This window comes from Mycobacterium sp. Dal123C01 (assembly GCF_052566995.1).
The window spans coordinates 391,863-411,697 of sequence record NZ_CP199580.1 but is presented as its reverse complement, the minus strand read 5'-3'; the positions used below and the strand labels follow the sequence as shown (position 1 = coordinate 411,697).

General features: G+C 64.3%; 17 protein-coding genes and 1 pseudogene. 4 read left to right on the top strand and 14 right to left on the bottom strand.

Annotated features, from left to right (window positions below; translation table 11 throughout):
* Positions 1-96: 96 nt before the first annotated feature.
* The gene (locus ACTXG5_RS01970; RefSeq protein WP_445162098.1) at positions 97-480 is read right to left on the bottom strand and encodes a hypothetical protein; all 384 of its coding nucleotides are present in this window, start codon (positions 478-480) and stop codon (positions 97-99) included.
* A 117-nt stretch (positions 481-597) separates the two neighbouring features.
* Here ACTXG5_RS01970 and ACTXG5_RS01965 point away from each other — a divergent pair, with 117 nt between their 5' ends.
* Positions 598-939, top strand: coding sequence for a metal-sensitive transcriptional regulator (locus ACTXG5_RS01965; RefSeq protein WP_445162097.1), 342 nt, complete (start codon positions 598-600; stop codon positions 937-939).
* Here ACTXG5_RS01965 and ACTXG5_RS01960 read toward each other — a convergent pair.
* The 4 genes from ACTXG5_RS01960 to ACTXG5_RS01945 all read right to left on the bottom strand — a co-directional run bounded on the left by ACTXG5_RS01960 (position 934) and on the right by ACTXG5_RS01945 (position 4,411).
* A complete protein-coding gene (locus ACTXG5_RS01960; protein ID WP_445162096.1) occupies positions 934-1,938 on the bottom strand; it encodes an NADPH:quinone oxidoreductase family protein in 1,005 nt (334 codons plus the stop codon). The two genes, ACTXG5_RS01965 and ACTXG5_RS01960, sit on opposite strands and share 6 nt — an antisense overlap.
* Positions 1,939-2,022: 84 nt before the next feature.
* Positions 2,023-2,967, bottom strand: coding sequence for an aldo/keto reductase (locus ACTXG5_RS01955; RefSeq protein ID WP_445162095.1), 945 nt, complete (start codon positions 2,965-2,967; stop codon positions 2,023-2,025).
* A 26-nt stretch (positions 2,968-2,993) separates the two neighbouring features.
* On the bottom strand, positions 2,994-3,725 hold the full coding sequence (locus tag ACTXG5_RS01950) for a cysteine hydrolase (protein WP_445162094.1): 732 nt from the start codon (positions 3,723-3,725) through the stop codon (positions 2,994-2,996).
* 95 nt (positions 3,726-3,820) lie between these two features.
* Positions 3,821-4,411: a TetR family transcriptional regulator C-terminal domain-containing protein gene (locus tag ACTXG5_RS01945; RefSeq protein WP_445162093.1), complete on the bottom strand. Its 591-nt coding sequence runs from the start codon at positions 4,409-4,411 to the stop codon at positions 3,821-3,823.
* 586 nt (positions 4,412-4,997) lie between these two features.
* Between ACTXG5_RS01945 and ACTXG5_RS01940 the strand changes: the two genes are divergently transcribed.
* Entirely contained in the window at positions 4,998-5,867 is an 870-nt protein-coding gene (locus tag ACTXG5_RS01940; RefSeq protein ID WP_445162092.1) for an FkbM family methyltransferase, read from the top strand.
* Positions 5,868-5,916: 49 nt separating this feature from the next.
* Here the strand turns inward: ACTXG5_RS01940 and ACTXG5_RS01935 are convergent, their stop codons facing one another.
* The 7 genes and pseudogenes from ACTXG5_RS01935 to ACTXG5_RS01905 form a co-directional block, all read right to left on the bottom strand.
* Positions 5,917-7,902: a molybdopterin-containing oxidoreductase family protein gene (locus ACTXG5_RS01935; protein ID WP_445162091.1), complete on the bottom strand. Its 1,986-nt coding sequence runs from the start codon at positions 7,900-7,902 to the stop codon at positions 5,917-5,919.
* 74 nt (positions 7,903-7,976) lie between these two features.
* On the bottom strand, positions 7,977-9,290 hold the full coding sequence (locus tag ACTXG5_RS01930) for a hypothetical protein (RefSeq protein ID WP_445162090.1): 1,314 nt from the start codon (positions 9,288-9,290) through the stop codon (positions 7,977-7,979).
* 114 nt (positions 9,291-9,404) lie between these two features.
* A complete protein-coding gene (locus ACTXG5_RS01925; protein WP_445164229.1) occupies positions 9,405-10,343 on the bottom strand; it encodes a DUF1254 domain-containing protein in 939 nt (312 codons plus the stop codon).
* Positions 10,344-10,412: 69 nt separating this feature from the next.
* The gene (locus tag ACTXG5_RS01920) at positions 10,413-11,648 is read right to left on the bottom strand and encodes a cytochrome P450 (RefSeq protein ID WP_445162089.1); all 1,236 of its coding nucleotides are present in this window, start codon (positions 11,646-11,648) and stop codon (positions 10,413-10,415) included.
* A gap of 111 nt (positions 11,649-11,759) precedes the next feature.
* A complete protein-coding gene (locus ACTXG5_RS01915; RefSeq protein ID WP_445164228.1) occupies positions 11,760-13,010 on the bottom strand; it encodes a cytochrome P450 in 1,251 nt (416 codons plus the stop codon).
* Positions 13,011-13,094: 84 nt separating this feature from the next.
* A complete protein-coding gene (locus ACTXG5_RS01910; RefSeq protein WP_445162088.1) occupies positions 13,095-13,859 on the bottom strand; it encodes an SDR family oxidoreductase in 765 nt (254 codons plus the stop codon).
* Positions 13,860-13,880: 21 nt separating this feature from the next.
* Positions 13,881-16,126, bottom strand: a pseudogene (locus tag ACTXG5_RS01905) (FUSC family protein).
* A gap of 50 nt (positions 16,127-16,176) precedes the next feature.
* Here ACTXG5_RS01905 and galT point away from each other — a divergent pair.
* Both galT and ACTXG5_RS01895 read left to right on the top strand, forming a co-directional pair.
* The gene (gene galT, locus ACTXG5_RS01900) at positions 16,177-17,259 is read left to right on the top strand and encodes a galactose-1-phosphate uridylyltransferase (RefSeq protein ID WP_445162087.1); all 1,083 of its coding nucleotides are present in this window, start codon (positions 16,177-16,179) and stop codon (positions 17,257-17,259) included.
* Positions 17,256-18,356, top strand: a complete 1,101-nt coding sequence (locus ACTXG5_RS01895; protein WP_445162086.1) for a galactokinase — start codon at positions 17,256-17,258, stop codon at positions 18,354-18,356. The genes galT and ACTXG5_RS01895 overlap by 4 nt, the downstream gene beginning before the upstream one ends.
* 164 nt (positions 18,357-18,520) lie before the next feature.
* Here the strand turns inward: ACTXG5_RS01895 and ACTXG5_RS01890 are convergent, their stop codons facing one another.
* Positions 18,521-19,006, bottom strand: coding sequence for a hypothetical protein (locus tag ACTXG5_RS01890; protein WP_445162085.1), 486 nt, complete (start codon positions 19,004-19,006; stop codon positions 18,521-18,523).
* 134 nt (positions 19,007-19,140) lie between these two features.
* Entirely contained in the window at positions 19,141-19,812 is a 672-nt protein-coding gene (locus tag ACTXG5_RS01885; RefSeq protein ID WP_445162084.1) for an LpqN/LpqT family lipoprotein, read from the bottom strand.
* Between the last annotated feature and the right edge of the window lie 23 nt (positions 19,813-19,835).

Below are 19,835 nucleotides of genomic sequence, written 5' to 3'. Positions count from 1 at the left end.
GACCCGAGTCCCAATGGGCTTGCCGCAAAACGGATTGCGTCGCGCCGACTCGTCGAGTGGACATCGGAGCGCTGCCTGTGTTCTCGACCCTCGGCGCTATCGCCGAGGGGTGTTCGGGGGAGTGGGTGCGGGTGACTGCGGAGCCGGTCCCATCATCCCGCCGGGCATCATCTCGCCGGGTTTCATCTGGCCACCGGGCGCCATCATCGCGCCGGGTTTCATCGGCTGGCCTGCTTTCATCTCGTCACAGCACGCCATCGGTGCCGCACCCTTATGTCCATCCGAGGGACCGCCCAAGTCCCAACTCAGAAAGAACCCCGAGAAGAAGATCGCCGCGACGATGAACAAGCCTCCGGCGACTACGCCCACCCACGCCAATGCCTGGTTCAGACGGCTTGACCGGTGCTGGGAGTTCTTGGGTTGTTTGGTCGCAACGCCGGAATCATCTGCCGGTGGGGATGCGTCGGTCGTGGTTGTCATGACGTGAACCTCCTGTGCTGGATGGCCTGATGGCCGCCATGCTACCCCACCCGGGGAGGGGTGGGATAGCATGGCGAATGAGATGAGTCACCCCGACCACATCGAGAAGGAACAGTGATGGCTCAGGAGCTGACGGCCAAAAAAAGTGCGGCGCTCAATCGGCTGAAGACCGTGCGCGGACATCTCGACGGAATCATCCGCATGCTTGAAACCGACGCCTATTGCGTGGACGTGATGAAGCAAATTTCTGCGGTGCAGTCGGCGCTGGAACGCACCAACAGAGTCATGTTGCATAACCATCTGGAGACCTGCTTCTCACAGGCCGTTCTCGGTGGGCAAGGAGCAACGGCCATCGACGAACTCGTGGACGCGCTCAAGTTCAGTCCGGCCTTGACCGGTCCGGATGCGCGCTTGAACGGCACCACCACCGACGAGGCAGTGGACTCTCACACGTCATGAGCCGTCGATTTCGGCGATGATCTTGCCAAGGACTTTTCGTCCGCCAAGTCGCGTGAGCGCTTCGGGGATATCCCTGAACGACACCCGCTCGGCTACCGCGTGCTGGATGGCACCGGCGGCGACCAATTCCTCAAGGCCCCGCAGGATCCCTTCGACGTGTTCACGGCTGTAGCCCGCCGCGAGCACACCAACCAGCGTCGTATTCGTCAGGACCATCATTTGGACGTCGGGGGTTGGCCACGCGCCGCTGGCGAAACCGACGGCCAGATGCCGACCGTAGCGAGCCAGGGCGGTCATGGCCGCGGTGCCCTGCGCACCGCCGACAGGATCGAAGATCATGTCGACCCCGACCCAGTTGGTCGCCTCTCGCAGCGCGTGCGCGAGTGGAGTTCCGTCAGCGGCGGTGTCGCCATTGGCGACGACAACGTGGTCGGCGCCCAGTGATAGACAGAATTCGGCCCTTTTTTCGTCGCTGACGACGGCGAGTACCTCCGCGTGCAGAGCCTTCCCGAGTTGGACTGCCGCGATTCCGCTGCCGCCCGCCGCGCCGAGCACCGCCAGACGCTGTCCCGCTTTGAGTCCGCCACGATCAACCAGCCCGATCCATGCGGTCATGTTGGGAATCCAGAATCCCGCCGCGACGGCGTCGTCCATGCCAGGGGGAGCCGGGAAAACATTGCTCGCCTGCGCAAGAGCTTCGGCGGCGAAGGACCCATTGCCGCTGAGGAAATCGCTGACACCCAGTACGCGAGTGCCGATTGCCATACCGACGCCCGGTCCAACCGCGGTGACGGTACCGACCAACTCCTGCCCGGGCGTAAACGGCAGTGGAGCTGTCAACGGATAGGTGCCTCGGCACATCAACACATCGGGTAATCCGAGCCCCGCCGCCGCGACCTTGATTCTGACCTGGTCGGCGCCCGGGTCCGGCAGCTCCCGATCCACTTGGCGCAAAACATCATTCGGCTCACCGATTCCGTGGACCTGCCAAGCTTTCACGGTCTCTCCTTTGCAGTGCGCCGACGGGTAGCCCAGGTTACCCCTCGGCGCTCGCAGCATGCTTGGGCCACAAGACCCTTTGTCTCAATTGCCCGCTGGCACCTCCGCGAATCCCGGCACTCCCCCGTCTGCAACCGAATTGAATCGAATGCGAGTGTCGAGGCGCTCGTTGATCTCATGGATTGCGCTCTCGGGAAGCGCGGTGACATCGAAGTTCTCGCGGATGCGTGACGGATTAACGGATCCCGTCAGCACTGCGCTTCCGCGCTGAATCCCCCAGGCCAGCAGCACCTGCGCGGGAGTTTTGCCGTAGCGCTGAGCCAGATCCACGATCAGCGGGTCGTCGAGCAGTCGCGGCTCCAGCGCGTGCCCCAGCGAAGCGAACGCCAATAGGACGATGCCTTCCGTCTTGCAGAATTCATGCAGTTCCCATTGCGGGTGGTAGGGATGCGACTCGACCTCCACGACCGCCGGCTTGATTCGGGCCGAGTCGAGGATCCGTCGGGTGCCGTCGGCGTCGATGTCGGACAGGCCTATCGTTCGGGTAAGTCCCTGATCGACAAGGCTTTCCATCGCGGCCCAGGTTTCCTCCAAGGTCACTCCGCTGTCGTAGATGACGGCTCCGTGCGCGTCGCGAGGATCTTGGTCGTCACCGGGCTGGAACGCGAATGGCGTGTGCGCCAGGTACAGGTCGACCGCGTCGAGCCCCAGCCTGTTCAGGCTGGCCTGCAGCGCAGGCCTGACCCGTTCGGGACGATGGTTGTTGTTCCACAGCTTGGTCGTCACGAACAGGTCCTCACGGCGGACCGTGCCCGCGGCGAACAGCTCCTTGAGCGCCGCGCCAACCTCTGCTTCGTTTTGGTACCGTTCGGCGGCGTCGAGGTGGCGGAAACCCACCTCTACCGCGGCCTTGACGGCGTCGCGGGTTTTGCGGTTGTCGGAAAGCGACGTCCCGAACCCGAGCGCCGGAATCTCGTCGCCGTTGTTCAACGCGAATTTCTGCTGATACAGCTCGTCATTTGTTGCCATGTTGTTCGGCCTCCTTGTTGGTAGGATTAGCGCGAAAGATGTTCCGCGTCAACCGATTTCTTCAGCTGGGCTGTTGCCTCGGCTGTGGTCCAAACGGCGCTGGCGAGGAACCGGAAGTTCACCAGGGCGGCTAGGTAGCCATCGCCCTCGGGCAGGCGTGGGCCCGCGGTGGCGTCCTTGACGACGGCGACCTCGAAGCCCTGCTCGATGAGTTCGCGCAGGTGGCCTTCGACGCACAGGTTGGCGGCCATTCCGGCCAGCACGACCTGGTTCACGCCGCGCTTGCGCAACTGGAGCACGAGGTCGTTGGACTCGGGGCCGACGATCTTGTGTGGAGAGGCGATCACGGTGTGCCCGTCGTGGATGTGGTGCCGGTAGGCGGGCAGGAAATCGGCACCGGAGCCGGCTAAGCCGTCGGTCGTGTACGCGCCCTGGCGCTGGAACATGCCGACGGCGTTCATGAATTTCTCGAGCGGATCACCGAACAGCCATTGGCTGTCGGTTGGATAGAAGTAGTGCGGCGATACCGCCACGGTGATTCCGGCCAGCTTCGCGGCACAGAAGAGTTCATCGATGTGAGCGACGGTGTTGTTGTCGCGGACGCTGTCACCGAACACCGGCCACGAAACCCCTTCGGGGCTAAGGAAATCGACTTGAGGATCGGTGATGACAAGTGCGGCATGCTGATGATCGAGCTCGAAGCCGGAGCTCGGCAGCGCGGGGTTCTGCGGTTCGGCGTACATGGTCAGGTCTGTCATCAGGGTGATCCTTACGCTCGTGGTACCCAAATAATAGATGACCAGTCGTCTATAAATCAAGACATGACGACACAATCTTTTCTGACCGCAACGGATCAGCTCAGCAGTGCCGGCACGGTGATGGTTTCGAACCGTTCATACGGGGCGCGGCTGCGGGTCACCTTCCCGCGAACGGCCGCGCCCTCCCAGGACTCGATCAGCAGGGAGGCGAGCTCGGCCGCATCGAGGTCCGCTCGGATGCCGCCGGCGCCGTCCTGCCCGGTGCGCACACACGCGGTTAGTGCAGCGTCCCAGCGGTCGAGGATGCGGACGAGTTCGGCGCGTACCGATTCGCTGGAACCGCCGAGCTCGAGCGACAGGTTGCCGACCAGACAGCCGAGCAGGAACTCGCCCGACTCGTGTTCGTCGGCGAGCGCATGGAAGAAGCGGGTGATTCGCTCCTGGGCCAATCCATCCGTGGCAAGGATTGGTAGCAGCCGCATTTCGATGTCGGACCAGTAGTGGTCGAGGATCGCCGCGGCGAAGGCCTCTTTACTGGGGAAGTACGCGTAGAACGAACCTTTCGGGACGCCGGCCGCGTCGGTGATGTCCTTGACGCCACTGGCCGCGAAGCCGCGCGCGTGCACGAGGTCGAGTCCCGCCGCGAGCAGGCGGCGGCGCACCTCAGGGTTCGGCGGCCGTGGCATGCCATCAATATTAACTGACCGGTCGACTATCTTTGACCGGCTGGGCTAACTGCGTGCGCCCGGCCCGGCCACCACCAAACCCGTGCAGCCGCTGCGGCAGCGGATCCGGTGGATGATTCTTCCGACCGTGTCCCCTCGGGAGGAGTACTGATACCAGACGAGGGCATCGGCTAGCCCATGGCACTTGCGGCATTTGTCGGTTTCACGTTTGTACATTGGCGTCCTCCATCCTGTGGGGCGGGGGGAATCGTGCAACGTTGGGCGACTTGAATTTAAATTACATCAGCATTATTGCTGCGGCGCTTTCCCGCGCCGAGAGTGTTTTATCCTTAACCGATAGGCAACATCGCCGCAGCTCAGCGGTGACACAATTGATACATAGACGATCGAAAGCCCGGCCGAACCTCCCGCAGCTGGCGTCGCTGTTGTTACGCCGAAACGACGGTATTGAGCACCATCGAGCTCCGTCGATTGCTGACTGCGGCGTTATCCGGGAGGAATGGCAATTGCCGCAACTGGCATTGGCGCGGCCGTGGCAGCGCGGACCCGTGGTGCCCGCCGCTGCCGCCTTGTAATACTTGACGGCGTGGTGTTGGCGGACGTTCCAGATGGCACCAGCAAGATCGCAGAGTTCCGGAACCTGCTCGCCCCGCAACGTCTCACCGACGTCGTAGACGTCGGCGCGAATCCGATCGATTCCGAGCCGCCGTACACGGCAATGCTTGCCGCGGGGCTATGTCGGGTGACGGGATTCGAGCCTCAGCACGCGCCGCTGCTCGAGCTGCAGCGAAACCAAGGCCCACACGAGTGTTACCTGCCGTATGTCGTCGGTGATGGCGATGCGCACACGCTGAACATATGTCGCGGATCCGGTATGACCAGCCTGCTCGAACCGGACCCGGTGGCGCTGGACGTATTCGAGTACCTCAAGCCGGCCGCGCAAGTGATCGAGCGCGTACCCGTGCAAGCCCGCAGACTCGACGACATTGCCGAAGTTCAACACCTCGACTTCCTGAAGATCGACGTACAAGGAGCCGAACTCGCGGTTTTTCGAGGCGGGACGGCGAAGCTCGCCGAGACGGTCGCGATCCAGACCGAGGTCTCATTCATGACGCTCTACAAGGATCAGCCAACCCTGGGCGACATCGACTCCGAGCTACGCAGCCGGGGATTTCTGCCGCACTGCTTCGCCGCGATCAAACTATGGCCGATTGCGCCCTGCGTGGATCCGCGCCGGCCCCTCAACCAACTCCTCGAGGCCGATATGGTCTACGTCCGGGACTTCACCCAGGCGGAGTCGATGAGCGATGAGCAACTCAAGCACCTGGCGCTCATATCGCATTACTGCTATCGGTCGTTCGACCTGGCGTTGCGCTGCGCGATGCTGCTCGAACAGCGGCATGCGGTGGAGGCCGGAACCCAGCAACGCTATCAGGACATCTTGGCGACCGGATAGCGATTCGTGGGCGCCATTATTCGGCTAAGTGCTTGGTGTGCTTGGTGTTTCAGGCCGGGTGCAGGCTGACGGCTATGCCGGAGTAGCGGACCATGCCGGTCACCACGTCGATGTCGTCCTTGTTGGTCAGGCGATTGACGTTGGCCACGTGGTGGCCATGCGGAATCGACACCGCCCCGCGCCGCATCGCTGCGTCGACCTTCGCGACGCCGGTCAGCTCTCCGCTGGCGCTGCGTACCGTTACGGGCCGGCCGCTCACGACGCCCGCGGCGGCGCCGTCCTCGGGGCTGATCAAGATCTCCGGGGGCTCGCCGAGAAAATCGAGTTGCCCGTTCAGCTTCCGGCGCTGACGGCGCGGCACCATCACCAGCGGCGGTGGTGGCTTGAGCGCAGCGAGTTGATCGACGAGCAGCGGCGGGGCCAGCCGCCAACCGCCCATCCGCCCGATGTGGTCGTCGACCCACGCCGCCGGTAGCTCACGCGGTACTTCCGCCCAACCGGTGGCCGCCACTTCGTCATACTTGGTGCGGGCTCCGGCCAGCAGGACGGCGATGACGTCGTCGTCGGTGCTGCTGTCGGGATCGCCGAGACTGCCGAGGTCGTAGCCAAGCCGCCTGCCGAGTTCAGCGAAGACCCACCACATCGATCGCCGCTCGCCGACGGGCTCGACGACCGCCGACGTGTATTGCACCGACACTTGCGAACTCAGGATGTCGTGAATGGTGATGTCCGGGCGTTCCAGGGGATCCTTGGTCGGCAGCACATGGGTGGCCAACTGCGTGGTCTCGTTGTCGATGATCTCGGTAGTCGCGAAAACCTCGAGGTTCTGCAGCGCCGGGATCAACTTGCCCGTCTCCGGGAATGACGTGACCAGACTGCCGCCGACGTTGATCAGGGCGCGGATATTTCCGGCGGCGATCTCGTCGGGCAGTGCGGCGCAAGGCCATTCGTTGATGAACGCTTGGGCTTCCGGGCGGCTGCGGGGACCGGGGCCGAACGATCCCTCGATCGGAGTGATTGGCAGTAACTCGCCGAAAGTTTCAAGCTGGTAAGCGAATCCGGGATGGAACCAGGTGCCGCCGGGCCGGTTCATCGCGCCGGTGAGGATCATCAGCACCCAGGCCAGCCATTGGGTGACATTGGCCCGGTCGGCCGTCATCGTGACACCGGTGCCGGTTTCGATCGCAACGCATTGGGCGGCGCGCACCGCCGCGCACAGTCGCGCCAATTCCGTTGCCGGCACGTCGGCGAGCCGCGCGGCGTGTTCGAGGGTGAACGGCTCAACCGCGGCGGCCAGTTCGTCGATGCCTTGAACGGGCACATCCGTTTTCATGCCGTCGCGCAGAATTTCGCGCACCAAGTAGGCCAGCACCGCGTGGTCGGTGCTGGGGCGCGGCGCCAGATGGCCAGAGGCCAGTCGCGCGGTCTCGGTACGCCGTGGGTCGATCACCCAGACCTGCCCGCGCTTGGCGATGTCGCGCACCGTGCCGGTCGGGTTGGGCATCGAGATCGCGTGGCCATGTGAGACCACCGGGTTGATGCCGACGAGCATCAGAAAATCGCAGCTGTCCAAATCCGTTCGGCCGGACAGACCCATGAACCCACCCACCAAATCGGAGACCAGAGGTTTGGCGGTGCCGTCGATGGTCAGCGGGCTGAACTTCGCCGGTGTGCCGATCGCGGCGTGTAAGGCTTCGGCCATCCGGAACCCGGCACTCTCCATGGTGCTGAAGTAGAAGCCGACCGATGCGGGCCCGTGCCGGTCGATGATGTCCTTCAGCCGGCTGCCTAGATCATCGAGACAGACGTCCCAGCTGGTGTCTTGCTGCCGGCCGTCGACCCGAATCCGCGGTCGCTCGAGCCGGTCCGGGTGGTGGTGCATTTGCGGCAACGCCCGGCCCTTCGGGCAGCAATAACCGTGCGAAAAAGGGTGGTCCTGGTCGCCGCGAACGCGGACCACCTCGTCCCCGTCGACGTCGACGAGAATGCCGCAGACAGACGTGCAAATGCGGCAGAAACTGCGCACCGTTTTCATACATCGATAACGTACTCTCGCAATACGAGAAGCACTATCACTTATTTGATAATGACATTTCCCGCAGGTCGGCGTCAGAACCAGGGGCCGGGGTAGTGACCGTCCTGGTCTTGCACCATGACGATTTCCTTGCACTCTCCGCCTGCGGTGGTTTCGCCGCGGCAGACCAGCGTCCACCCCGATATCCGCTCGAAGGGCCGGACGATCCAGTTCGTCGAGACCGGATCGGGAGCCGGCAGGGCGAGTACCGAGAACGTTTGGCCGGTATTCGTGATGTAGAGATGGTCGCCGAAGAATGCCACTTTGGAGATCGGCAGCTTCTTGGCGTCCTCTCGATTCTTCAGCAACTCCCACTGTTGGGTGCGCAGGTTCCAAACACCGAATCCGAACTGGGAATCAGGCGAGTCTCGCCCATCGACGAACAGCCTTCCGTCGGACAAGGTCGCGGCTAATCCGCCGCCGGAGATCCGGTCGGAGTCTCCGACCTTGATGATGGTTTTTGAATTCAGGTCGAAAAACATGGTCGACACGACGGTGGGGGAGTCCCGATGGGTGATCTTCACCAATTTGTCTGGCCCGTCCGATAATTCGGCATCGACGGTCACCACGTCGTTGTCCTGATAGATCGCTTCGCCCGACGGGCGGCGCAGCTCGGCGCCAGAGGTCTTGCCGGCTTGCGTGTTTCGTTGGAACGACAGCACGTCCTGCCATACGTGACCGGGCGCGGGATCGCTCCACGTCACGGATAAGTCGGCACCGGAAAGAAGGACGGTCCGTGGCGGGGACGCCGTGGCATGCCCATCGGTGAAGGCATTGATCCACGCCACGCCGGATGTCGTTGCGCCAAGCCGCCATTGCTTGGCGTCAGTCAATGACAACTCGGGAATCGGTGGTTGAAGTTCTTTCGTCACCACCTGCTGACCCGTCTTGAAGTCGAAGGCGTATGCGGTGGTCTTGGCGACGTCGGGCTGCGGCGCCTGCGCCGGTTTGACGGTCGCCACCACATACACGACCTTCATGGCATCCGCCGTGCCCGACAGCGCGCAGATGGCTCCGGTGACGTTCTCGCCGGCGGGAATCGCGGGCAGGGCCGGCGCTACGTATTGTCCGGTTTTCGTATCGAATACCTTGGGCCGAATGTCCTCGAGCGCGGATTTGCTGAGCGTGAATTCCTCCGGACAACCGAAGTAGGCCGTTCCGCCGTAGCTTTTCCAGTCTTTCTCCAAAGGGCCGGATATCGGCGGTGGTGGCGGAACCGAACTGGTGGTGATCGTCGAAGTGGACGTCTCGGTCGTCGGTGTTGCTGCAGGTGGAGACGCGGTCTCCGAACAGGACGCGATCACCAGACAGACGGCCGGCCCGAACAGGGCAAGACGGGCTCCGGACATACTTCGCCCCTGGTACGCACGCATCAGCAAACCCCCGTTAACTTCGTGTAACCAGGAGCGTAAAGCGGGTTCAGTGCGATCGCGACTTCTGCGGACTTTCTCACAACTGCACGATCACGAAACCGGTTGTGCCTCCGGGAATGTCCACTCGCCGGTGAGGATCTTTTCTTGCGGTCGGTATAAACGGACCAGGTAGTTCCATCCCGCAGTGATCGGCAAGCAGTTGGATGTCTGGGCATCGCAGCCGCCGAATTGAATGGTGATGGTGCCGCCGGTGTCGCGTTGCGCGGTGATGTTGTTCAGCGAATAGGCGTTTTCCGCGTTCGGCGTGAAATAGCCGTCTTTGTTGTAGACAGTGACCGACCAGAACCCATCGACCGGCACGTCGTCCACCGTAAGCCGATATACGGTGGCGCCGTCATTTTTGGCGGGATGGACGCCGAAATAGGTGGCATCTCTTTCCGGGTTGCCGCCCCATCCGGTGGCCGCGCCGATCAGCCTGCGCACCGGTTCGGTGTCCTCCTTGGTGCCGAACATCCCCGAGAAGTTGGACATAGTGGCGGCGAGTTGACCAAGCGCGTCTCGTACCGTCTTCTGGCTGACCGGATCCCACTGCGGGATCTCGAAACTGCCGGCGCCGTCCTGCTGCAACCCGACAGCGTCTTGTAGCGCGTGGACCGTCCCAAGATCGGCCTCGTCGTGGGGGTTGACTAGGATGCGGATCAGAACCATCACATACCGCGTGCCGACGTCGTCGCGGGTAAGAGTGTGCCGGCCCCGCCCGTAGAACACCGCGGGCACGTATTGGTCCTCGGTGATCACCTGCATCGACATGAACCGGCCGCTGGGGTCGGGCAGCGATATCGTGATTGGCCCGGCATCAAGGTCGAAGACGCCTGCCGAATACAGCGTGTCGCGGTTTGACCGCACCACCAGCTGCTTGTCCAGCGGCGTGAGTTCTCGGTTGTGGACGAACGCGCCCAATCCGCCGTCCGTGACGACATTGCCGAAATACAGATCGCTTTCGGCTCTGATGAAGTTGTCCGGTGACACAAGAACCGCGCCGTCGGCTGTCTTGCGCTCTTTCACCTCTTGGACCCTACGCGGGCGGACGGCCGACGACTATCGGTTCACTTCGAACTCGATGGGCAGGCTCGTCGGCCCGCTCAGACTCACCATCGGCTTCCATGGCACCGGTCCGGCGATACGCGGGTTCACCAGCCGTTGGGACAGAACGGTCAGTGCTTCGGCGAGCTCACGGCGGGCCAGGTTGGCGCCCAGGCAGTAGTGAATGCCGCCGCCGAAGGTCAGGATGGGGGGTGTCCCCTTGCGGGTGATGTCGACCCGGTGTGGGTCGTCGTAGACAGCTGGATCACGGTTGGCCGCAGCGGTATTCACCAACACCATGGTGCCGGCGGGGAAGAGATAGCCGTCGAGCTCGGCGTCCTCGATCACCAGCCGGAGAGTTCCGCAGGCGATCGGTGAGTGGCGCATGGTTTCCTCGACCGCATTCATGGCCAGTTGGGGATTCTCCTTGAGCAGCTGCCACTGATCCGGGTGCTCGCAGAGGACCTGCACCGAGGCGCCCACCTGGTTGCGGGTGGTGTCCGTCCCCGCTAGCAGCAGACCTCCGGCGAGCATGCGCAGTTCGGCGGCATTGAGGCGATCACCGTCATCCTCGGCGCGGATGAGGTCGGAAAGCAGGTCGTCGGTCAGGCTGTGCCGGCGGCGGGCAACCATGTCGTCGACATAGTCGTCGAGCTCGCCCCACGCGCGCATGACGCCGGGCTCGAGTTCGCGGAGATCGACGTTGAAACTGAAGGCTTTGAAGATCTCGTCGGCCCACAGCGAAAACTGTTGCCAATCCTCGCGTGGTGCGCCAAGTAGCGCGCAGATGATCGGGACTGGGTAGGGGCGGGCGATGTCGGTGACGACGTCACAGCTCCCCGCGTCGGCAACCTGATCGACGAGCTCGTTCATGAGGTCGGCCATGGTGTCGTGCGGGCGTAGGGTCGCCCGGGGGGTGAACGCCTTGGACGTCAGGCTGCGCAGCCGGTGGTGGGCATCACCTTCCAGGCACAGCAAGCTGTTGACCACCTTGTCCCACAACGGGCCTGACGTGATGCCCTGGACGAACAGATTGATGCCGGGCGGGATCTGGAACCGGGTATCGCGAAGTACGGAGCGCACCAGGCGGTAGGAGAGCACCTCGGGTCCGTACGGCCCGAGCGCGATCGGGGCCTGTCGTTGTGCGGCTTCGATGCGGGGGTAGATGTCCGAGGGAGTCTCCGCGGCGTCGTAACTGAGCGCAGGGAGGTCGGCGTCGAAAACACTTGCGGGAGCGGTACCGACGGCCATGGCGCTCTCCTTAGCCCGGAATCCGCGGGGCGTGAAGCTCGCGGACAACTTCCAGACAATGTATGGCCAGCGCCTGTGACTGTCAACGACCTGCGGTGTTGGGTCGCCGGGTTAGTGAGCGACGGGGCAGCCGCTCTTGTAGTCGACCGGCCAGTGTTTGATGCCGTTGATGAACGGTGACCGCAGCCGCTGGGGGTCTCCCGCGGAAGTCAGGTCGGGCATGTGGTCGGCGATCGCATTGAACATGATGTCGATCGTCATGCGTGCCAGGTTGGCGCCGATGCAGTAGTGCGCTCCGGTGCCACCGAATCCGAGGTGTGGGTTGGGGCTGCGCAGGATGTCGAAGGCGTACGGGTCGTCGAAGACCTCTTCGTCGAAATTGGCCGAGCGGTAAAACATCACCACCCGCTGGCCCTTCTTGATCGCGACACCTCCGAGCTCGGTGTCGGCCAGCGCGGTGCGCTGAAACGCCGTGATCGGGGTGGCCCACCGGATGATCTCATCGGCCGCGGTCTTGGGTCGCTGCTGCTTGAACAGCTCCCACTGGTCGGGGTGGTCGGTGAAGGCCATCATCCCCTGGGTGATGGAGTTGCGGGTCGTCTCGTTGCCCGCGACGGCGAGCGTGACCACGAACATGCCGAACTCGGCGTCGGACAGCCGTTGTCCGTCGGCATCGGCCATGACCAGCGCTGTGACGATGTCATCGCCCGGCTCCTCGGCCTTACGCGCCGCCAATTGCATGGCGTACCACATCAATTCGCCCGCCGACGTCAGTGCATCGTTGTCGGCGAACTCCGGGTCGTCGCTGCCGATCATGTTGTTGGTCCAGTCGAACAACTTGTCGTAGTCCTCTAGCGGCACCCCGAGCAGGCCGGCGATCGCCTGCAGCGGCAATTCGCACGCCACTTGGCGGACGAAGTCGCCCGAGCCCTCAGCGGCGGCCTGGATGGTGATGCGACGGGCACGCTCTCCAAGGTCGGCGCGCAGCCGCTCGACCGCGCGTGGCGTAAAGGCGCGCGACACGATCTTGCGCAGCCGGCTGTGTTCGGGGTCGTCCATCATGATCATCGACGTGCGCCCCGCCTCAATCTGGCCTTCCGCCAAGTCTTCCCGGTAGCGCGGCACGATGGACTTGGTGGCCGACGAGAAGACTTCGGTGCGCAGCGATACATCCCGGATGTCGCGATGCTTACTGACCATCCAGTAGCCGCCGTCCCCGAACCCGCCCCGATCGAGCGGCTGCTCGTTCCACCAGATCGGCGCCGCCCGGCGCAGTTCCGCCAACTCCTGCACCGGTAACCGGTGGGCGTAGATGTCGGGATCGGTGAAGTCGAACCCCGGCGGGAGGCTCGGAGTGGCGATGGATGTGCTCCTCGAAAATCGCGGGTGGTGAGGAGATGCTAGCGCTTAGCGGAGGCTGGGCATACACCTAAGGGCAAATGTCGGCTATTTGCCGTGCGGGTCGCTGGCATTGAGCGCCGCGATCACCTGGTCGTAGTCGCCGCGGGCCTCGCCGTAGCGCAGGAACTTGACGCGCTCCACCTGGATTTCTTTGCTGTCGGGTTCGTTTTCCAGCAACTGCATGACCTGGTCGAGAAAATCGTTCAGTGGCATCGCGGCGTCGTTGTCCCGTTGTCCGGGAACCAGATCGGTCTGCACGGCCGGCGGCACGAGTTCCTTGACCTCGACCGTCGAGTCGGCCAGTTGCATACGCAGCGACTCACTGAGCATGTGAATGGCGGCCTTGGAGGCGTTATAGCTCGGCGTGACCCGCAGCGGCGCGAAGCCCAGGCCTGACGAGACCGTGATGAGGGTAGCTGCCGGCTGCTTTTGCAGATGTTCGACGAACGCCGCGATGAGGCGGATCGGTCCCAGCACGTTGGTGATGATGGTCGATTCGGCCGACTCGAGGAACGTGTCGGGGTGATGCCAATCCTCGATTTTCATGATGCCCGCCACCGCGATGAGGACGTTGAGTCCGGGGTGACGCGCCAGCACCTCGTCGGCGGCCGAGCGCACGCTTGCGGCGTCGGCGGTGTCGATCCGCACGGTATGGATACCGGGATGTTCCGCGGCGATCTGCTCGAGCAATTCGGTCCTGCGGCCCCCGACAATGACGGAGTTGCCCTTGGCCTGCAGGCGCAGCGCCAGCGCCAAGCCGATCCCGCTGGTCGAGCCGGGAATGAAGACGGTGTTGCCGGTAATTTTCATGCTGCTGCGCCTTTCGGTGATCTAGCCGGTCACTGTTGGACTGGAAACTTTCAGGCTGTCACGTGCACCGAGGTTTATCGCCGCGGTCACGATCGACCGTTCGATCTGGCGCAGCGCGTGCACCGCGGTGAGGAATCGTCGGGTATCGATGCGCAGTTCGCGCTCGTCATCGTGATGGCGAGCCCGGCACTCGGCGGCGTCAAGGTCGTCGGTCGCGGAATCGACGGTCAGCGCGCCGGCGCCGTCGACGATCGCGATCAACGCGTCGATGTTGCGTCGAGTCTGCCCCGCGGCCGAGGAGAAAGCATCGCAAAGCGGTTGCGAGCCAACGGGATCCTGGTACCGCTCGCTGTTGCGGGCCAAGCTCCGTCCATACCGATCGCACGCGGTGAATATCCGAAGTTCCCGCCGGATGCTGCGGCGGCTGGCAAGCCCGGCGGCACCTGCCAGCAGCGGCTTGGCGGTGATCCGGAACTGCTGCAGGTTTCGGTCGAGCTGGCGGGCTTGCTCGGTCGGGCTCACCGCCTCGTCACCGCCGAACATCGTGGCGGTGGAGATTTCAATCAGGTCGGACAGGCTGGTCAAAAAAGTTTTGGTGTCGGTGCGGATGGCGGTTCGGCTATTGGTCGGCAGTACCAGGACGGCGACCGCGATTCCGATCACGGCACCGATCGCGGTCTCTTCGATCCGCAGCATCAGCACCCCGAACGAGAACTGCCCGAGCAGGCCGTACAGCAACGCCAGCATCGTGGTGATCCAGAAGGTCATCAGGCTGTAGGTGATCGTCATGAAATAGAAGGCGCAGAACAGACATACGAAGATCGCGGCCAGCGATGCGGTTTTGTCGCCGGTGAACAGCGTGGCCACCAGCACGCCGGCGGGCACGCCGAGCACGGTGCCGAGCAGCCGTTGCCAGCCTTTGGTGAGTGTTTCGGCCCACGAGTTGGTGCCCGCGAAGATCACGAATGCCGCGATCACCGCCCAGTACCACCGGGTGGGCGCCAACAACTCGCCGGTCACGATCGCCAGCGACGCGGCGACGGCGACCTGGATGGCCTGCCGGGTGGTCTGCCGCAGGCCGTGCTCCGGTTGCTCGTCGTCGGGTGTGGGCGGCACCGCGCTGTCGGCGCTCTCGACAGGGGCGGCGTGACCGGTGACGGCGCCCTCGACGAGTGCCCGCACTTCAGCCGTCGCGGTGGCCGCATTGATGATCGCCAGGGCGAGGCGGCGCACCGCGGCGTCGCCCTCGTCATCGGTCGCGGGGGAGCTCAGTTGCCGGTCCAGGACCCGTTGAGCGTGGCTCGCGGCCTGCCGAAGGCCGCCTTCCTGTGGTACCCGCATCGCGCGCGACAGCAGGGAGAGCGCTGTGACCAGGTCGGCACGGGTTACGGCCGGCATCGCCGCGGGATTTTCCGAGGCGACCGCCGCCGCCCGCCGGCCCGCGGTGGCGACCCATTCGACGGCGAGTTCGGCGTCGAACAGCCAGGGAGAGAGTTGTTCGGCGGTTATCCCGCGATAGCGCATGGCGGGGTTGGCTTTGTCCTCGATCTGATCCTGCACCATCAGGGCGGTCTCGTTGAGCCGGATGGTGCGGGTCCGCATGTGGCGGCGTCGCCGTTCGTCGAGGCGGCCGGTGCGAACCGCTTCAGCGGTGGTGTCGATCACGATCGCCATCCGCGCGCGCAGCGCCCGAATTGTGGAGTGCAGCACCCGTTCTGGCTGATCGGGCAGCACGTAGGTGCCCATCACAAACGTGCACACCGTCCCGACGACGACGGCCAGGATCAGCCAGGGCAACTCCGAGAGACCGGCCCGCAGATACAAGGTCATGAAGTAGGACATGAACGCGACCATGCCCAGCGCCCGGCCGCGGGCCCCGAAGCGGCGGATGTAGACCGCACAGAACACCACTGCCACGAAGACGACGTCGGCGGCGATCGGATGCGGAGCCAGCAGTGTGGCCGCGGTGATGGACAGCGCCCCGGCACCGGCAACAGCGCCATCGTGATCCGCTGCTGCTGCGGGTCCGGCTCGTTGACGGACCGGGCGGCGATCATCGTGATGACGACGCCCAGCAACGCGACAGTCAGCGGCTGGCCCGTCGCTTTCGTCAGCAGCGAGAGCACCACCAGGGAGCAGGCCAGCGCGGCCGTCGTCCGGAGAGCCGATCGCAGTCGCAACAGCCCGGGGTCGGAGCCGATCCACCAATTTCGCGCACGCTCGAAGAAAAGAGATATCGGAATGACCCCCTTTCGTCTGTTGGACATCACATAGTTACCCGAACTGCGTCGCCCCGGCCACGCTAGTCTTCGACATCGTGACAGCGCCGACCCGCGCACAACTGGCAGATGGCCGTGACCTGCTGTTCTTTGCGTTGCCCGGGCACTGCCCGGCGCCGGTCGCCGATCGCCGGCCCTTACCGGAGCGCGACCCGAACCAGTCGCAGTTGCGGTTCGACCGGTCAACCGGGCAGTGGGTGATCGTCGCGGCACTGCGCCAAGACCGCACCTACAAGCCCGCCGCCGACCAGTGCCCACTGTGTCCCAGCCCGACCGGACTGACCGGCGAGGTGCCGGCCCCCGACTACGACGTGGTGGTTTTCGAGAATCGGTTCCCGAGCCTCTCCGGTGCCGGCCAGCCGATGTCGGTGCCTGCCGATGACTTCGTTTCCGCGCCGGGGCAGGGCCGCACGGAGGTGATCTGTTTTTCCAGCGACCACACCGGGTCGTTCTCGGAGTTGGAACCAGCGCATGCCCGGCTGGTGTTTGAGGTATGGCGGCACCGCACCACCGAGCTGATGGCCGCACCGGGCATTGAACAGGTGTTCTGTTTCGAAAACCGTGGCGAGGAAATCGGGGTGACACTGACCCATCCGCATGGTCAGATCTACGGCTACCCCTTTCTGACGCCGCGAACCGCCGCCATGCTGGGGCAGGCGCAGCAATATCGAATTCGTCACGGCGGCAATCTCTTCGCTGATCTGCTGGCGCGGGAGGTCGCCGACGGCAGTCGCATTGTCGCGCGTACTGACCTGGTCACGGCATTCGTCCCGTTCGCGGCGCGCTGGCCGGTCGAGGTGCACATCTACCCAAATAGGTTCGTGCACAACCTCGTCGAATTGAGCGAGGAGGAACTGGATGCGTTCGCGCACGTCTACCTCGACGTGCTGGGGCGGTTCGATCGGATGTATTCGACTCCGCTGCCCTACATTTCGGCGTTGCATCAATTCGCGGACACCGATGCTCAGGCAGACGGCTACTTCCACGTCGAACTGATGTCAATCCGGCGTAGCGCAACAAAACTCAAGTACTTGGCGGCATCCGAATCGGCGATGGGCGCCTTCATCAGTGACGTCACGCCGGAGACTGTGGCCCAGCGGCTCCGGGAACTCGGCCGGTGACCGAACCAGCCGTCCGCTACGCGGCTCCGGGGCGGATCAACCTGATCGGGGAGCACACCGACTACAACCTCGGGTTCGCACTGCCGATCGCGTTACCGCAGCGCACCGTGGCAACGTTCAGCCCCGACCGCAGCGACGCCATCACCGTGAACAGTGCCCGCGCGGACGGCCCGGTGCGCATTCTGCTCGGCACCGCTCCCGGTGACGTGGAAGGCTGGGCCGGTTACGTGGCCGGGGTGATGTGGGCGCTGCGTCAGGCCGGACACCCGGTGCCCGGTGGCGCGATGTCGATCGCCAGCGAGGTGGAGATGGGGTCGGGCCTTTCTTCGTCGGCTGCGCTCGAGTGCGCGGTGCTGGGCGCGATCACTTCGGCTACCGGTGTGCGCATCGACCTCAAGGACCAGGCGCGCCTGGCCCAGCGTGCCGAGAATGACTATGTCGGTGCCCCAACGGGTTTGCTTGACCAGCTGGCCTCGCTGTTCGGGGAGGCATCGACGGCGTTGTTGATCGATTTTCGCGACGTCACCGTTGAGCCGGTGGCCTTCGACCTGGACGGTCGCGGTGTTGGGCTGCTGCTGATCGACTCCCGTGCACGCCATCGTCACGCCGGCGGCGACTACGCGGCCCGGCGTATGTCGTGCGAGCGGGCGGCCGCCGATCTCGGGGCGTCGTCACTGCGTGAGGTCGCTGATCGAGGGCTCTCGATACTGGCTGCGGTGGCCGACCCGGTCGACGCACGTCGTGCCCGCCACGTGCTGACCGAGAACCGGCGGGTGCTCGATTTTGTTGATGCGCTGGGTGATTCGGATTTCGCCGCGGCCGGGCAGATCCTGACCTCCTCGCACGCGTCGATGCGCGACGATTTCGAAATCACCACGGAGCACATCGACCTGATCGCCGATACCGCCGTCGAGGCGGGCGCGCTGGGGGCCCGGATGACCGGTGGCGGCTTCGGTGGCTGTGTGATCGCCTTGGTTCCGCTCGACCGCACGGAGCTGGTGGCTGAGATGGTGCGGCAGACGGTGTGCGATGCCGGGTTTGACCGACCGGTGATCAGCCGGACGCGCGCCGCCGCGGGCGCAGCGCCCTGCGAGTGAGCGATGCGGCGACCGACACAGTGTGCAAGCTGGGCGTCAAGTGTGCGTCCTGGGCCCCAAATCCGCCGATTCTCCGCCCCTAGCGCACTCTCAACGCCGTCATTGCACGCCCGACGCCGGACGCGCGCCGCCGCGCCCTGCGAGTGAGCGAGCCGAGTAACCCGTTACCCGGCCGGAGTCAGCCGGACCGCGCCCAATTTCATGCGGTCGACCGCCTCGCCGAACTCCTCGAGGGTGGGGATGCGCTGGTCGCGGAATTTCAACCCGATCATGGTTTGCGCACGCCGGACGCCATACGAGTCGGCGCAGCGTTTAAACAGGTCGGAGACGATAGCGCGGTCGGTGATGAGCTCGCCGCGCATCGCCGTTGACTTGCCGTCGTAGACGACCTGGGCCGGCGCGCCACCGCGGAAGTTCTGCTTCCACGCCGCGCCGGTGAGCGCATACAGATCGTTGTCGATCAGATGGGCGCTCACCGGAAGTGTGAACGGGCGCCCCGTCTTTCGCCCGGTGAAGCTCAGCACCATCAGCTGCTTGCGCGCGGGCCCGGCGAGCGGGGTGCGCAGCAGGAAGCCCAGTATCGGGTTGACGAGCTTGAGCAAGGCCGACGGTGGGTGCCCGGCGTCGATCGCGTACGACTCTTCTGCCATGCACACACCGTAAGGCCAATCGCAGCGTTGTGGTGCAGAGATTTATCTGCGGGGCCTACCCGGCACACGCTGGCCGGAAAGCGCCGCGGAGCGTGTTCGTCTCCGCGGCGCGATCCGGCTGCTCGTTGGGTGTGTTAGGAGGTAATCGTCGTCTGGTCGTCGATGACGTTGGTGGCGTCCATCAACGGGCCCTGGTCGCTCTGCAGCGAGTCCGCGTCGAACTGCAGCACGTAGACCGCGCCCTGGCTCGGAATCACCACCGTCTTCTGCGCGACGGCCCGCGTCTTGCCGTCCTTGGTGTACGTGCCGCCCAGCTGCCAGGCCTGATAACCGCCCAGCGTGGACGCACTGCCGTTGGAGCCCTGGTAGCCGGGTAGATTCTGCAGCTCTCCCGGTGCGTACTGGATGATCTTCCCGGGGTCGACGTTACCGGTGAGCTTCGAGAAGATCGCCACGATGGTGGGCGGATCGGCGGGGTTGGCGGGCTGCGTCAGAACGATGCCGCCGTAAGACGTGCTGCTGTTCTGCCCGACCTGCCAGCCCGCAGGTACCGGCAAGTCGATGGCCGGACCGGGATCGCCGCGGTGGACCGGAGTCTCGGTGATCTTGTTCTCGACGATGTAGTCAGCGATGGATTTGTTGGCGTGTGCGCCCGGTGTCGCACTGGTGGTCGTCGTGGTCGTTGATGTGGACGTCGACGTGCTCGTCGATGTTGACGTCTTGGTGTCTGACTTCTTGTCAGAGCCGCAACCCACCAGCGCCAAACTCAGCGCCACAGTGATGGTTGCTGTGGTGAAATATTTCATCAATCACTTCTCCCCGAGAATTG